This window comes from Streptomyces diastatochromogenes, assembly GCF_002242805.1.
Taxonomy (GTDB): domain Bacteria; phylum Actinomycetota; class Actinomycetes; order Streptomycetales; family Streptomycetaceae; genus Streptomyces; species Streptomyces diastatochromogenes.
This window is the reverse complement of record NZ_MCGQ01000022.1, coordinates 81,037-95,364: the sequence shown is the minus strand read 5'-3', so window position 1 is coordinate 95,364 and position 14,328 is coordinate 81,037. Positions and strand designations below refer to the sequence as shown.

Genomic DNA, 14,328 nt, shown 5'->3' with positions numbered 1-14,328 from the left:
ACCAACCCCCACCCCCCACTTCCGAGGTATCCCACGGCACCTGTCGGCCCGGCCGGCCGCGACGTGCCACTCACAGAAAGCAGATCTTCATGGACACCATGCTCGCCGGACGCTTCCACCTGGACAGCAAGAAGTTCGTCGTGGAGGAGGTCCCCGTCCCCGTCCCGGGCCCGGGCGAGGTACTTGTCGAGGTGAAGGCCGCGGGTGTCTGCCTCTCGGACGTCCACCTGATCGACGGATCCCTCGTCCCGCTGTTCGCCACCTCCGACACGGTCACCGTCGGCCACGAGGTCTCCGGTGTGATCCACACTCTCGGCCCCGACCTCAAGCGCGGCCTGTCCGTCGGCACCCGCGTCACCCTGGAGGCCGGCAAGACCTGCGGCCGGTGCGCCGGCTGCGTGCGCCGCCGCCCCTGCACCCAGATGCTCACCGCAGGCATCGACTACGACGGCGGCTGGGCCCAGTACACCCTCGCCCGCGAGGACACCCTCATCCCCATCCCCGACAATCTCCCCTTCGACCAGGCAGCGATCATCCCCGACGCGGTCTCGACCCCCTACGCCGCCGTCGTCGCCACGGCGGGGGTGCGCCCCGCACAGTCCGTCGGCATCTGGGGTGTGGGCGGTGTAGGCGCCCACAACGTCCGCGTGGCCCGCCTGGCCGGCGCCGCGCCGATCATCGCCGTCGACCCGCTGCCCGGCGCCCGCGAGCGTGCCCTGGCCTTCGGTGCGGATTTCGCCCTGGACCCGGCCGCGCCCGACTTCGCCGACCAGGTCCGCGCGGCCACCGGCGGACGGGGCCTGGACTTCGCCTTCGACTGCGCTGGTGTGCCGGCGGTCCGTGAGCAGGCCGCGTCCGTGCTCGGCCTGAACGGAGTCCTGATCCTGGTCGGTATCAGCCCCAGGCCGCTCACCATCAGCGAGGGCCTGACGTTCAACTACCTGGGCAAGCAGGTGCGCGGCCACTACGGCGGCACCCCCGAGTCCGTCACCGAGCTGGTCCGGCTCGCCGAGGTCGGCCGTCTCGACCTGGCCCCCTCCATCACCGACCACATCCCGCTCGCCGAGGCCGCCGACGCGGTCAACCGGCTGGAGAACAAGATCGGCGACCCGATCCGCCTCATCCTCGTCCCCTGACACCTGAACAGAACCCGTAGTTGAACCAAAGTTCATCAAGACCACCTCGGGCAGGGGTGAGTGGGCGCCGGTGCTTGAGGGAGCACCGGCGCCCACGGCTGTCGCACCTGCCTCGCCTACCAGGTGCCCGAGCCGCCCGGAGATCCGTGCGGTCGCACCTTTGAGGACGCTTCCGGCCTGGCGCACAAGCCGGCGAAGCTGAAGCACCGCAAAGCGGGGGAGTTCCGAGAGGTACCTCTCCCACGCTCGGTACGGGAGGCGATGGTGCGATACGAGGAGAAGCACGGAGCCACGAAGGAGGGGTACCTGCTGCGCGGCCCGAGCGGTCACTACACGGAGCCGATGGAACGCCGGCGTGTCCAAAAGCTCTTCAGCGGCGCAGTTGGGCGCCGTACCGCGGCGAGCAGGCCCGCTCCTGGTCCAGCCGGCGCATCCTATGGCTCCAGCTCCTGCTGCACCTGTACTGGGCCGGAATCTGGAGCGCCGACCTGTGGGCCGCAAAGGTAGGACGTTCGTCCCACTCCACCTGAACCTGTTGGGTTCCCACAACCACCCGGGTCGGCCTGCGACGGCTGGTCCCGAAGGCCAATCGGCTCCGGAGGCAGGATCAGCCGACTACGCGATGCAGACGATCTGACCCCCATGCCGGGCCCCAAGGGGTGACCACACCGCTTCAGCATGTTCTGATGACTCGTCAGTAAAGTCAGCATTGGGTCAGCATTCGTCCGGCCAAAGCTGCCCTCAGATGTCCAGACCTTGGAAACGCGGACAGCCTCGGAGGGGTCCGTGCGGCAGCACCCAAGGGCCCGTGCCACGAGCGGTCCTCGTGGCCGGACAGGCGTAGCCACGGTCTCGAACTCCCTGGACGGGTGAAGCGGGTTTCCCCAGTTCAGCGCACCCTTCCGCGTGGCTTCAACGGCACCGGCGGCAGCTCGGGTGCGGGCAGCGGACCCCCGTCGTAGCCCTTCACCTCACCGAAACGGGTCCCCTTCATCCATGCCTCTCGAGCCTGTTCGATCTCCTGCTGCGTACGCCCGACGAAGTTCCACCACATGATCAGCTCCTCGGCGAACGGCTCGCCGCCCAGCAGCATGATCCCGGCGTCCGACTCGGCGCGCAGCGGGAGTTCGGTGCGGCCGCAGCCGAGGTAGAGCATCGAGCCGGGCAGCACCGGCACCCCGTCCACGTGCACCTCGCCGGACATGGCCAGCACGCCGTACTCGAAGTCCGGTTCGAGGGGGAGACGGACGTCGGCGCCCCGGCTGAGCGCGAGGTCCGCGCCGACGATCGGGGTGAACGTCGTACCCGGCGAGGACGAGCCGTCGAGGGCGCCGAGGATCACGGTCGCGGTCAGGCCGGGCGCGGTGACCGTGGGGAGGTCGGGGTGGTGCTCGAACCCGGGGTCGGTGTGGCGGTGTTCGTCCGGGAGCGCGACCCACAGCTGGGCGCCGTGCAGGAAGCGGGCGTGCGACTTCGGGCTCTCCTCGGAGTGGCTGATGGCCCGGCCCGAGGTCATCAGGCCCAGCTGCTTGGGCCGGATCGTCTGGAGGCTGCCGGTGGAGTCCCGGTGCAGCACCTCGCCCTCGTGCAGCCAGCTGACCGTCTGCAACCCCATGTGCGGATGCGGCGGGACCTGCATGCCGGGCTCGTCGGCGATGTCGTCGGGGCCGTAGTGGTCGACGAAGGCCCACGCGCCGATCATGCGCCGGCCGAGGTTCGGCAGCAGCCGGCGCACCTCGGTCGACTCCCCGAGTTTCACCAGGCGGGGGCTCAGCAGCTCGCGGACGGGCTCGGCGACGACGAATCCGCGGCCGCCGCACACGCTCGGTACGGGAGCGCGGTCAAGGTTGCTCATGCCGCCCAACTTAGCCCTGCCACGGCCTCACCGGCAGACCAACGGCCCGGTACGGGTGATCGTTCAGCCGGTCGTGGTGAAGCCGTCCCTGACATGGTCGAAGACGGGGCGGCAGGTGTCCCACTGGGCGTCCGGTGCGGAGAGATAGATGTCGTACTCGCGGCCGCCCTCCCTGCCGTAGCCGAGGTCGATGGCGCGGAAGAGGCGGACGCGTCCCTTGAAGGTGAACTCCCACACGGCGGCCGGCTGTCCCCGGAAGGAGCTGGTCTGCATGCGGAGCCTGCGGTACGTGGAGTAGTTGACCTTGGTGTTCGCCTCGATGTCCCGGAAGTGCGCCACGGGGTTCGGCCCGGCCGGGTCCACCGTGCCGATGGTGATGCCGGCCAGGCCGGACCGGTCGGTGTAGGTCAGCTCGTCGCCGGTCCGCCGGCCCGCCTTCCAGCCGTCCGGGAGGGGGAAGGAGACACCGAGCCGCTGATCGCGGACCAGATGGTAGCCGTCGGGGACGGGGGAGGGGGTGGGACTGGCGGAGTTCGTCCGGGTGGCGGAGGCGGCCTCGCCGCGGTGCCTCGTCGTGGAGAGAGTGTGCGTCGATTCACTGGCGAAACAGGGTCCCCGCGCCTGCCGACATCAGGCGCGGGAACCCCGGTCGGGGGAGGTCAGCGTGGAGTCAGCCGCCACAGGTGGTCGGCGGTGCCGTTGTCGTCCCACTGCAGGACCTGGGCGCCGGACGCGGTGCTCATGTCGGTCACGCCGAGCAGGAGCCCGCTGTTGTAGTTGGCGATCTTGTAGTAGCCGTCGCCGGACGGGACGAGCTGCCACAGGTGGTCGGCGGTGCCGTTGTCACCCCAGATCAGGGCCGTGCCGCCGTCGGCGGTGCTCATGTCCTTGATGCCGAGGAGCAGCCCGCTCGCCCTGCTGGTGATCCGGTAGAGGCCGGAGCCGGCGGAGGTCAGGGTCCAGGACTGGGTCGTGCCGGTGCTCGACGTGGCCTGGACGACCGAGGTGCCCTGGGCCGTGCCCGCGCTCTGGGTGTCCAGGGCCAGGCCGCTGTTCCTGTTGGTGATCTGGTAGGTGCCGGCCAGCGAGGCCGAGGTGCCGGTCGGGGTGACGGTCAAGTGGTAGCCGTCCGTCGCGTTCGTCGTCACGGGGACGGTGATCTGGCCGTTCGAGACCGTGTAGTCGGCGTCCGAGATCGTGACCGGGCCGGACACCGCCGTCGTACGGCCCCTGGACGGCGTGTACTCCAGTTTCACGTGCACTGTGCCGCCGAACGCCGACAGGGAACCGAGGCCCTTGACCGTGACCGCGCTGGACCCCGCGCCGCCGCCGAAGATCACCCCGATCTGATTGCCGGCGCTGTTGAGCGAGGCCGCGCCGTCGAGGCCCGTCTGCGCCGGGGGTGTGGTGACCAGCATGTTGCCGGACATGTCGCCGTACCACTTGTAGAGCCAGTACGAGCCGTTCGGTGAGCCGGCGGTGTCGGTGAGCGTGTCGCCGAGGGTGCCGTAGTGGTTCCAGAAGGCCAGCTCGGCGTCGTGCACGCCGGCCCGCTCGAACTTGGCGACATAGCCGACCAGCGAACCGGGCACGCCGATCTCGCTCGGCGTGCCGTACTCCTCGATCGCGATCGGACGCGGGCTGATGCCCAGGCTGCTCTCCAGGGCGCGGTAGGCCGAGACGTGCGCGGCGATGTCCTTGCTGCCCTGCAGCTCGTGCCACGCGATGATGTCGGGCACGGTACCGCCGGCCTTGGCGTCGGTGAGGAACGTGCTCATCCAGGACTGGTTCCACGCCGAGTAACTGGGGCCCTGGATGGGCGTCCTGGTGTCCTTGGCGCGGACCTCCTTGTACGTGCGCGCCCAACCGGCGTCGAAGGCACCCGCGTTGGTGGTGTCCCATGTCCAGTCGGGTTCGTTCCACAGCTCGTACGCGGCGATGTTGCCGGCGCCGGACGACTGCACGGACGCCACCTGCTTGTCCACGGCGGACAGCCAGTCGCTCCAACTCACCCACTTGTATGGAAAGTTCGGGTACCAGTCCGGCATCCGTACGACGACCTTGGCGCCCGCCCGCGCCGCCTTGGACGCCACGACCAGCGCGTCGCCCGCCGGCTTGGGTTCGCCGTTGGGCAGCTGGGAGCCGCCGGGGGCCATCTGGACGAAGGTGTTCGGCTTGAGCGGGGCGACCAGGCTGTCGGCGGGGGTGCTTCCGTCGGCGAGGCCGTAGAGGCTGCCGGTCGCCACATGGGTGACCGGGCGCAGGGTCTGATCGGCGTTGACGACCAGCGTGGTGGACGTGGTGGGGGCCGCCTGGGCGGGAGTCACAAGGGCGGCCGTGAGAACGGCTGTGCCGAGGGCCGCCGTCAAGCTGCCGTAGCGTCTTGTGCGGGTCATGACAGGCTTCTCCTTACGGAGGTGATGGGGGGATGTTTCAGTCCTTCACGGCGCCCGCGGTCACGCCCGCGGCCACATAGCGCTGTGCGAGGACCAGCAGGACGGCTGCGGGGACGGACGCGACGGCGGCGGTGGCCATGATCGCGTTCCATTCCTGGTTGTTGTTGCCGATGTACTTGTAGATGCCGAGGGTGATCGGCCTCAGGTCGCCGCCGCCGTCGAGGGTGTTGGCGAAGACGAAGTCGGACCAGGCCCACAGGAAACTGAAGAGCGAGACGGTGACGACGGCGTTGCGGCTCACCGGCAGCACGATCGACCAGAAGGTGCGGAAGGTTCCCGCGCCGTCGATGCGGGAGGCGGCGATGAGTTCGCCGGGTATGCCCGACATGAACGCCGTGAAGATCATGACGCCGAACGGCACGGCGATGGTGGAGTCCGCGATGATCAGGCCCCACCAGGAGTTGAGCAGACCGAGGTCCAGGAAGATGCCGTAGAAGCCCATCGCCATGACGATCCCGGGGATCATCTGCGCGACCAGCAGTCCGAGGCCCAGCGCGCCGCCGCCGCTCGGGCGCAGTTTCGCCAGCGAGTAGCCGGCGGGGGCGGCGAGGAGAAGGGTGAGGGCGACCGTGCCCGCGCCGATCAGCAGACTCGTGCCGAGGTACGGCAACTGGTCGTCCAGGACGGCCCGGTAGCCCTCGAAGGTGGGGTGCAGCGGCAGCAGGTCGGGCGGGTTCTTGCGCATGTCCTGCTGCGGGGTGAGGGACACGTTCAGCATCCAGTACACCGGGAACAGCATCAGCGCGGTGAGTACGAGGCCGATGACGGTGTGACGGCGGCTCGTCGCACGGGACTTCACGCTTCCTGCCTCCTCTGCACGCGGATGTACAGCAGCCCGAAGACGAGCGCGATGAGGATGAGGATGTCGCCGACCGCGGCTCCCGGGCCGAACTTGGGCAGCAGCGTGCCGAAACCGAGCTGGTACGACCAGGTGGCCAGGGTCGACGAGGCGTCGCCGGGGCCGCCCTTGGTCATGATCCAGATCAGGTCGAACACCTTGAGGGTGTAGACGAGCCCGAGCAGCAGGGTGATCGCCGACACCGGGCGCAGCAGCGGGAAGGTGATCCGGCGGAACTGCTGCCAGGCGCTCGCCCCGTCCAGTGCCGCCGCCTCGTACAGCTCGGCCGGGATGTTCTGCAGGCCGCTGTAGAGGATGACCAGGTTGAACGGGATGCCGATCCAGATGTTGGCGACGATCACCGAGGTCAGCGCCCAGTCCGGCGAGGTGAGCCAGCCGACCGGGTCGACGCCGAAGAAGTGCAGGAAGTAATTCACCACGCCGGACTCGCTGTTGAACATCCACGACCACGTCGATGCCGACACGATCAGCGGCAGCAGCCACGGGATCAGGAACAGTGCGCGCAGGGTCGGCGCGAGCCGGAAGTGCCGGTTGAAGAAGACCGCGAGGGCCAGCCCGATGACGTACTGAAAGGCGATCGACACGAAGGTGAAGACCATCGTGTGCCGCATGGCCGGGCCGAACGTCGGATCGTCCAGGACCTTCTGGAAGTTGTCCCAGCCGGAGAACGGCGCGTCCCCGGCCACGAACGACCGGACGGTGTAGTCGCGCAGGCTCAGGTCGAGGTTGCGGTAGAGCGGATAGACGTAGAAGGCGGCGAGGTAGGCGAGGAGAGGCGTCACGAAGGCGAGCGCGGTCAGGCGGCTCCTGCGCCGGTGCCGCCGGCGCAGGGACAAGGCGTCGGCGTCGCTCGCCCCAGCCGCGGCGGCCGGTGCTCGCCGCGGACGGTCGACCCGGGCGATGGTCATGCCGGTGCTAGCCCTTCTGCGCGCTCGACTGGGCGGTGTCCAGCGCGTCCTGCGGGCTCTTGCTGCCGGACAGCGCGGCCTGGACGGCGGTCCACATCGGCTGGGAGATGGTCGGGTACTTGGTGCCGAGACCGCCGCTGGTACGGCCGCGGGCCGCCGCGACCGCGGACACCCACGGCTTGAGCTTCGGGTTCTGCTTCACCTGCTCGGCCTGTACGGCGGCCGTCGGAGCGACGTACTGCAGCGTCGTGTCGGTGGGCAGCAGGTTCGCGTCGCTGGTCAGACACGTGACGATCTTCTTGGTGACGTCGTAGCGCCCGGTGTCCTTCTGTACGGGCACGGTCACGAACTCGCCGCCCGTCGGCACCGGCGCCGAACCGCCGTTCTGTGCCGGGATGTTGATGATGCCGTAGTCGAAGCCGGCCTTCTCCGCGTTGCCCAGCTGCCAGGTGCCGTTCTCGCTGAACGCGTAGTCGCCGGTGGCGAACTCCTGCCAGCTGGTCGTCTGCGTGTTCTGCAGGACGTCCTTCGGCGCGTACCCCTCGTCGACCCACCGCTTCCACAGGGACAGGGCGGCAACTCCCTTGGCCGAGTCGAGCTTTGTCAGATCGCCGCCCGCGCCCCAGAACCAGGGCAGGAACTGGAAGCTGCCCTCCTCCGTGTTGATCGCGGAGAAGGTGATGCCCTTCTTCCCGGCCGACTTGACCTTCTTCAGCGCGGCCGTGAGGGAGTTCCAGTCCTTGACGGACGCCGGGTCGACGCCCGCCGCGGAGAGGATCTTCTTGTTGTAGTAGAGGGCGAGCGTGTTGGCGCCGATCGGCACCCCGTAGGACGCGTTGTCGATGGTGCCCGCGCCGATGATGTTCTGCTGGATCGACTTCGTGTCCAGGCCGAGGTCGCTCGTCCTGTTGAGGATCCCGGCCTCCACCAGCGTGGAGACGACCGGGTTGTCCACCAGCATCACATCGGGCGCGTTGCCCTGCTGGGCGGCCAGCAGCGCCTTGTTGCCCAGGTCCGTGGTGTCGTACGCGGTTCGCTTCAGCTTCACCCCGGCCTTCGTCCCGCATGAGGTGACGAGCTTGCCCCACGCCGACGAGGCGTCGAACTGGGGGTACGGGTCCCAGAAGGTGTACGTCCCCCCGGACGACCCGGAGGAGGAGTCCGAGGAGTCGGAGCCGCCTCCGCAGGCGGTCAGGGAGGTGAGGGTGCCGACGGCTGCGAGCGCTGCCAGCAGGGCGCGGCGGGTGGGAGCCAGGGGGCTGCGGCGGGTGGGTATCACGGGGTGACCTCGTTGTCGTAGGGCAGAACAGAGGGAGTTCATGAGGTGGGGAGCCAGACGCGCATGCTGCCGTCCTCGCGGTTGGCCCAGGCGTAGTAGGGGACGGCGGTGAACTCGACGGTTTCGCCGTCCGGTTCGGGGGCCGCGGTGGTGTCGGCGGAGGCGTACGGCCACCATCCCCGGTCGGGGATGCCGCGCCGGCGCCCGGCTGCCACGACCGTCGTGACCCCGCCGAGCAGGTCCGGCCGGTGCTTCACGGCGAGCGGGCGGGTGGTGTCGAGGACGATGTCGTCCAGACCGCCGCCGGGGTGGTCGACCTGCTCCAGGCAGTACACGAGCGGCCCGCGTTCGATCGCCACGCAGCCGCGTACGGCGTCCACGCGGGGGTCGGCCCCGGTGAGCCGGGGTTCGAGCGAGAGCTCCAGCACGATCCGGTCGCCGGGAGCCCAGGTCCGCTCCAGCCGGAGCCAACCGTCGTCCACGGGGGAGTCGTACGTCTCCTCGCCGCACCGCACCCGGAACTCGCGGCACCACTGCGGGATGCGCAGCGAGAGCGTCCAGGGCCGGTCGGCCGGGGTCTCCTCGACGGTGAGGGCGATCGTGCCGTGCCACGGATAGTCCGTCTCGGCACGCACGACGATCGGGCCGCAGGCGTAGCGCCCGGTGACGTACTGGTGGATCTGCAGGCCGTCGTCGTCGCCGCTGGCCAGGTAGTGCTCCAGGCTGCCGAGCAGCCGCATCACGTTGGGCGGGCAGCAGGCGCACCGGAACCAGCGGGTTCGGCGGGCCGACTGGTCGCCTCCGGGGTCGGTGTGGCCGTCGCGGACCTGGAGCGGGTTGACGTAGAGCCAGCGCTCGCCGTCCAGGGAGACTCCGGCCAGGAAGCCGTTGTAGAGGGTGCGTTCGACGAGGTCGGAGTAGCGGGCCTCGCCGGTGAGCAGGGCCAGGCGCCAGCTCCACTGGACGGAGGCGATGGCGGCACAGGTCTCGCAGTAGGCGCGCTCGTTGGGGAGTTCGTACGGGTCGCCGAAGTCCTCCTGGTCGTGGTGGGCGCCGAGACCGCCGGTGAGGTGGGTCTTCGTCGTGGTCATCGCGTGCCACAACCGCTCACCCGCGGCGCGCAGTTCGGTGTCCCCGGTCTCGGTGGCCAGGTCCGCGGCCGCAGCCAGCAGGTACAACTGCCGTACGGCGTGGCCCTCGACGTTTGTCGCCTCGCGCACCGGAACGCGGTCCTGGCAGTAGGCCTCGCCGCCGAGCAGGCCGTGGCCGTGCCGGTCGACGAAGTAGCCCGCCAGGTCGAGGTAGCGGCGCTCGCCGGTCTCCCGGTACAGCTCGACCAGAGCCGTCTCCACTTCCGGGTGGCCGTCGATGCCGTCGATCGGGCGTCCGCTGCCGGGGAGGCCGAAGACCGAGTCGACGTGATCGGCGAACCTCCGTGCCACGTCGAGGAGTTCGGTGCGCCCGGTGGCCCGGTGGTGGGCGACGGCCGCCTGGATCAGATGGCCCGCGCAGTACAGCTCGTGCCCCCAGCGCAGGTCCTGGTAGCGCTCGCCGCCCTTGACCAGCTGGAACCAGGTGTTGAGGTAGCCGTCGGGCTGCTGGGCGGCGGCGACCAGGGCGATGATGCGGTCCACGTCGGCGGCGAGGGAGTCGTCGCCGCGATGGCCGAGTTGCCAGGCGGCGGCCTCCAGCCACTTGTAGACGTCCGTGTCCACGAAGGGATACGCGCCCTGGAACTCGCCCTCGGCAGTGCCGGCCGCCAGCCGCAGGTTGTGCAGGTTACCGGCGGACTCCAGCAGGCCCGGTCCCTGGGGGACGGAGACGCGGGCGTTGGTCTCGCGGCGGGCGTGCCAGAAGCCCGCGTCGATGGCGACGGCCGTGGGGCGCAGCGCGGCGTGGGCGTCCGGGCCGAGGCGGACCGGTCCGGTGGGGGCGGGCTGGACGGGGCGGGTGCGGGGCATGGCTCTCCGGGTGGGGTGGCGTGGCGGGATTGCTGTTCGGTATATCGAACGCTGTCCGGATGAAGTGTCGTGGCCGGTCGTGGAGCTGGTGTGCGCAACCGTTTTCTCGCCGAGAAGTAGAGGGGAGTTGGGTAGTCCGGTCAAGAGGTGCGGCAAGTTATTTCTCAACTTGCTCAACGATCTGGCACTTCCGTCGGGCGGCTGCCACGATGTGAGCCGTCGTCATCATCAGGAAAAGGTTTGCCCGTGACCTCTGCTGCAGGCTCTCCCCCGACCGGCCGGGCCAGGCTCGCCGACGTCGCCGCGCTGGCCGGCGTCAGTGTGGGCACGGCGTCGAAGGCGCTGAACGGCGGTGGCCGGATGCGTCCCGAGACCCGGCAACGGGTGCTGGACGCGGTGGAGACGCTCGGCTTCCGGCCCAACCAGCATGCTCAGAGCCTGCACAGCGGCAGGAGCTGGACGGTCGGCCTGATGACGACGGACGGGATAGGCCGGTTCAGCACGCCGGTGCTCCTCGGCGCCGAGGACGCGCTCGGCGCCGGAAAGATCTCGGTCCTGCTGTGCGACACCCGCGGCGACGCCATCCGCGAGCAGCACCATCTGCGCAACCTCACCGACCGCCGGGTCGACGGCATCATCGTCGCCGGCCGCCGCACGGACCCCCGCCCGCCGCTGACCGGCATCGACCCGTCCATCCCCGTCGTCTACGCGCTCGCCCCGTCCACCGACCCCGCGGACACCTCGGTCGTCACCGACGACCGGGGCGGTGCCCACCTGGCCGTCGAGCACCTGCTGGCCACCGGCCGCACCCGCGTCGCCCATGTCACCGGCCCGGAGCACCACCAGGCCGCCCGCGACCGGGCCCGCCACGCGATCGAGCACCTTCGGGGCGCCGGCCTGGAACTGGCCACCGGCCGCGTGCACTTCGGCGAGTGGAGCGAGGCGTGGGGCCGCCGCGCGGCCGACGCGGTACTGCGCACGGCACCGGACACGGACGCCTTCTTCTGCGGCAACGACCAGATCGCCCGGGGCGTGGCCGACACGCTGCGCGAGCGGGGCCGGAGCGTGCCCGGTGACGTCGCCGTCGTCGGCTACGACAACTGGGACACCATGGCGCTGGCCTGCCGCCCGCCGCTCACCACGATCGACATCAACCTGGCCGAGATCGGCCGGATCGCCGCCCTCCAGCTGCTCCAGGCCATCGACGCCGTGCCGGAGCCGGGCGTGCACACGGTGCCGTGCCGACTGGTCGTGCGCGAGTCCAGCTGACCCGGACCTGCTCGCCCGCCCCGGGGCGTAGTTCACTCGGCTACGGCTACGGCTACGGAGAACTGGGGGACGGCTCGGCCGTGGTCGGGCGGACGGGACTGGGGACCGCTGACGGGGTGCCGGTCGTCGGCCTGGGGGAGTGGGCCGGCTCGGCCGGGTGGTCCGGGCCGCCGCGGACGAGGGTGAAGAACACCAGCGCCGCCACCGCGGCCAGGGTGAGCAGGCCCACCGCGACCCGGCGTACGAGCCGTCCGGCGCGGACGTTCCCGGTCGGCGGGCGCAGCGGCCGTAGGTCGGCCGGGCCGACGGACTGTGCCCGGGCGGCGAGGGCGGCCCGCAGCCGCTCCTCGACCGGCGTCGGCGCGGTCCCGGTACCGTACTCGTTCATCGCAGACCCTCCAGACGTCGGCCGAGTGCGTCCAGGGCCCTGCTGGCCGTGGACTTGACGGTGCCGCGCGACAGACCGAGCGTCGCCGCGATCTCGGCCTCGGTGAGGTGGGACCAGTACCGCAGGACCAGCACCTCGCGCTGACGCGGGGTCAGTGTCCGCAGGGCCGCCAGCACTTCACGGTGGTCCTCGTGGAGCAGGACGTCCTCCTCCGGTGCGGGGGCGTGCCCCTCCCGTTCGGGGGTGTGCGCCCGTACGGTCCTGCGCCGCCGCAGCACGGAGCGGGCCGCGTTGACCACACTGGTCCGCAGGTACGCCTCCGGGTCGTCGAGCGAGCCGAGCCGGTGACCGTGGCGGCGGAACAGCGCCGTGAAAGCGTCCTGTACGACGTCCTCGGCCGTGGGCAGGTCATCGACCAGCAGCACCGCCAGGCGCACCAGGGAAAGCCGGCGGTGGTGGTACAACTCCTCGATGCCGAGCGGGGGTTCGGGGACGGCCAGTCCCCGTGCCCCGGTGTCGTCACCGCGGTCGCGGGGTGCCGGATCCGCCGTCGTGCCGGCGTGGACGCGCGCGAGGACGCGGGCCCGCAGCGCGTGGGTGAACCTGCGCCAGGCCGGTGTGGACGCTGGGGCGCCGGCGCGGTCCCGGTACCAGGGCAGGGCCGCCGCCGGTGGTGTGGCTGTCGTCATGGATCTCCCGGCCGGGTGTGCGGGGAGCCGCACCGGGCGACTCCCCGCACACCGGCATGCCTCAGTGGTGCTGCGGAACCGGCGAAGGCGTGGCGTGCCCGGTCGCGGGGACCGGACTCGGCGACGCGGGTCGCTGCCCGTGGCTGTGCCCGTGGCGCGGTACCGGTGCCGGGGCCGGAGTGGCCGTGGACGGGACCGGTGACGGGGCGGCCGGCGCGGGAGTGGGCGTGCCTGTGTGGGGGGTGGACGGCACGGACGGTACCGGAGACGGCGTGCCTGTGTGGGGGGTCGACGGCACCGGACTCGGCGTGCCCGTGTGGGGTGTCGACGGCACCGGACTCGGCGTCGCCGTACGGATCGGGGACGGCACGGGAGACGGCGTGGCGTGGCCTGACGCGGCGTGGGACCCGGATCCGGCATGGGCGCTGCTCTGGACCGCCTGGGCGGTCACGGTGCCGCCGACGGCCAGGGCCGCGCCCACGGCGGAGACCCCCAGGGCGGTGCGCAGCCTGCGGATGCGGCGAGGGCGGGGGACACGGTGTGCGGACATGTGTTCCTTCGGTTGCTCGGGTCGCTCGGACATCGGTCGAAGTGGAGGCCTCCACCCCGACAGACGTCCGACCCCGGGCGAGGTTGCAGGCGACGGCCGACCAATTTTCCGCACGGGTGGCCGGCCGCCGCTCAGCGGCACCGCCGCATCAGCCGAGCTTCTTCAGCAGCTCCTCCGCGACCGGGGCCGAGGAGGCCGGGTTCTGGCCGGTGACCAGGTTGCGGTCGACGACCACGTACGGCGCCCACGGTTCGGCGACCTGGACGTCGACGCCCGCCTCGGTCAGCCGGTCCTGGAGCAGCCACTTGGCCTGGCCGGCGAGCCCGCCCTGCGTCTCCTCCTCATTGGTGAAGGCCGCCACCCGGTAGCCGGCGAAGGCGTTCGAGCCGTCGGACCGCACCGCCGCGAGCAGCGCGGCCGGACCGTGGCAGACAACCGCCAGCGGCTTGCCCGAGTCGAGGGCGGCGGTCAGCAGACGGCCCGAGTCGGCGTCCACGGCCAGGTCCTCCATGGGCCCGTGCCCACCGGGGTAGAACACGGCGGCGAAGTCGTCGAGGTCGACCTCCGCGACCTTCACCGGCTCCCGCAGCTCGGTCATCTCCTCCAGGGCGCGCGCCACCTTCTCGGCACCCTCCTGACCGCCGTTGAACTCGGGCGCGAGGCTCGCCCGGTCGACCGTGGGCACCACACCGCCCGGCGTGGCGACGACGACCTCGTGGCCGGCGGCCTTGAGGGCGCGGTACGGGACCACGGCCTCCTCGGCCCAGAAGCCGGTCGGGTGCGGGGTGCCGTCGGTGAGCGTCCAGTGGGTGGCGCCGGTCAGCACGAAAAGGATCTTCGACATGGGTCTTTCTTCTCCCTGAACTTGCGCTGGTGAGGCAAACGTAGGCGACACCACCCATAGGGAACCAATGAAGCGGCGAATGGCAGACATTGGACTTTCTATGGGTGGCGCGGAGCGCGGTCCGGTGAATACTC

The 14,328-nt window shown here is 70.8% G+C and carries 12 protein-coding genes; 2 read left to right on the top strand and 10 right to left on the bottom strand.

The window, feature by feature from the left end:
- The first annotated feature begins 89 nt into the window (after positions 1 to 89).
- Complete coding sequence (locus BEK98_RS25555; RefSeq protein WP_094219008.1) at positions 90 to 1,136, top strand: zinc-binding dehydrogenase; 1,047 nt, start codon at positions 90 to 92, stop codon at positions 1,134 to 1,136.
- An 889-nt stretch (positions 1,137 to 2,025) separates the two neighbouring features.
- Here the strand turns inward: BEK98_RS25555 and BEK98_RS25545 are convergent.
- The 7 genes from BEK98_RS25545 to BEK98_RS25515 all read right to left on the bottom strand — a co-directional run bounded on the left by BEK98_RS25545 (position 2,026) and on the right by BEK98_RS25515 (position 10,454).
- Positions 2,026 to 2,991 (bottom strand): pirin family protein, encoded by a 966-nt coding sequence (locus BEK98_RS25545; protein WP_094219007.1) that lies wholly within the window; start codon positions 2,989 to 2,991, stop codon positions 2,026 to 2,028.
- 63 nt (positions 2,992 to 3,054) lie between these two features.
- Complete coding sequence (locus BEK98_RS51305) at positions 3,055 to 3,354, bottom strand: hypothetical protein (RefSeq protein ID WP_425276625.1); 300 nt, start codon at positions 3,352 to 3,354, stop codon at positions 3,055 to 3,057.
- A gap of 296 nt (positions 3,355 to 3,650) precedes the next feature.
- The gene (locus tag BEK98_RS25535; protein ID WP_094219006.1) at positions 3,651 to 5,387 is read right to left on the bottom strand and encodes an RICIN domain-containing protein; all 1,737 of its coding nucleotides are present in this window, start codon (positions 5,385 to 5,387) and stop codon (positions 3,651 to 3,653) included.
- A gap of 37 nt (positions 5,388 to 5,424) precedes the next feature.
- The gene (locus BEK98_RS25530; RefSeq protein WP_094219141.1) at positions 5,425 to 6,186 is read right to left on the bottom strand and encodes a carbohydrate ABC transporter permease; all 762 of its coding nucleotides are present in this window, start codon (positions 6,184 to 6,186) and stop codon (positions 5,425 to 5,427) included.
- A 56-nt stretch (positions 6,187 to 6,242) separates the two neighbouring features.
- Complete coding sequence (locus BEK98_RS25525) at positions 6,243 to 7,214, bottom strand: carbohydrate ABC transporter permease (protein WP_094219005.1); 972 nt, start codon at positions 7,212 to 7,214, stop codon at positions 6,243 to 6,245.
- Between the two features lie 7 nt (positions 7,215 to 7,221).
- Positions 7,222 to 8,469 (bottom strand): sugar ABC transporter substrate-binding protein, encoded by a 1,248-nt coding sequence (locus tag BEK98_RS25520; RefSeq protein WP_244201984.1) that lies wholly within the window; start codon positions 8,467 to 8,469, stop codon positions 7,222 to 7,224.
- A gap of 62 nt (positions 8,470 to 8,531) precedes the next feature.
- Positions 8,532 to 10,454 (bottom strand): glycoside hydrolase family 127 protein, encoded by a 1,923-nt coding sequence (locus BEK98_RS25515; protein ID WP_094219003.1) that lies wholly within the window; start codon positions 10,452 to 10,454, stop codon positions 8,532 to 8,534.
- Positions 10,455 to 10,700: 246 nt separating this feature from the next.
- On the opposite strand from BEK98_RS25515, the gene BEK98_RS25510 reads away from it, so the two are divergent.
- Positions 10,701 to 11,723, top strand: coding sequence for a LacI family DNA-binding transcriptional regulator (locus tag BEK98_RS25510; RefSeq protein ID WP_094219002.1), 1,023 nt, complete (start codon positions 10,701 to 10,703; stop codon positions 11,721 to 11,723).
- Positions 11,724 to 11,775: 52 nt separating this feature from the next.
- Here BEK98_RS25510 and BEK98_RS25505 read toward each other — a convergent pair whose 3' ends face one another.
- The 3 genes from BEK98_RS25505 to BEK98_RS25490 form a co-directional block, all read right to left on the bottom strand.
- The gene (locus tag BEK98_RS25505; RefSeq protein ID WP_094219001.1) at positions 11,776 to 12,111 is read right to left on the bottom strand and encodes a hypothetical protein; all 336 of its coding nucleotides are present in this window, start codon (positions 12,109 to 12,111) and stop codon (positions 11,776 to 11,778) included.
- A complete protein-coding gene (locus tag BEK98_RS25500; RefSeq protein WP_094219000.1) occupies positions 12,108 to 12,800 on the bottom strand; it encodes an RNA polymerase sigma factor in 693 nt (230 codons plus the stop codon). The genes BEK98_RS25505 and BEK98_RS25500 overlap by 4 nt, the downstream gene beginning before the upstream one ends.
- 698 nt (positions 12,801 to 13,498) lie before the next feature.
- Complete coding sequence (locus tag BEK98_RS25490) at positions 13,499 to 14,194, bottom strand: type 1 glutamine amidotransferase domain-containing protein (RefSeq protein WP_094218998.1); 696 nt, start codon at positions 14,192 to 14,194, stop codon at positions 13,499 to 13,501.
- Positions 14,195 to 14,328: the final 134 nt, after the last annotated feature.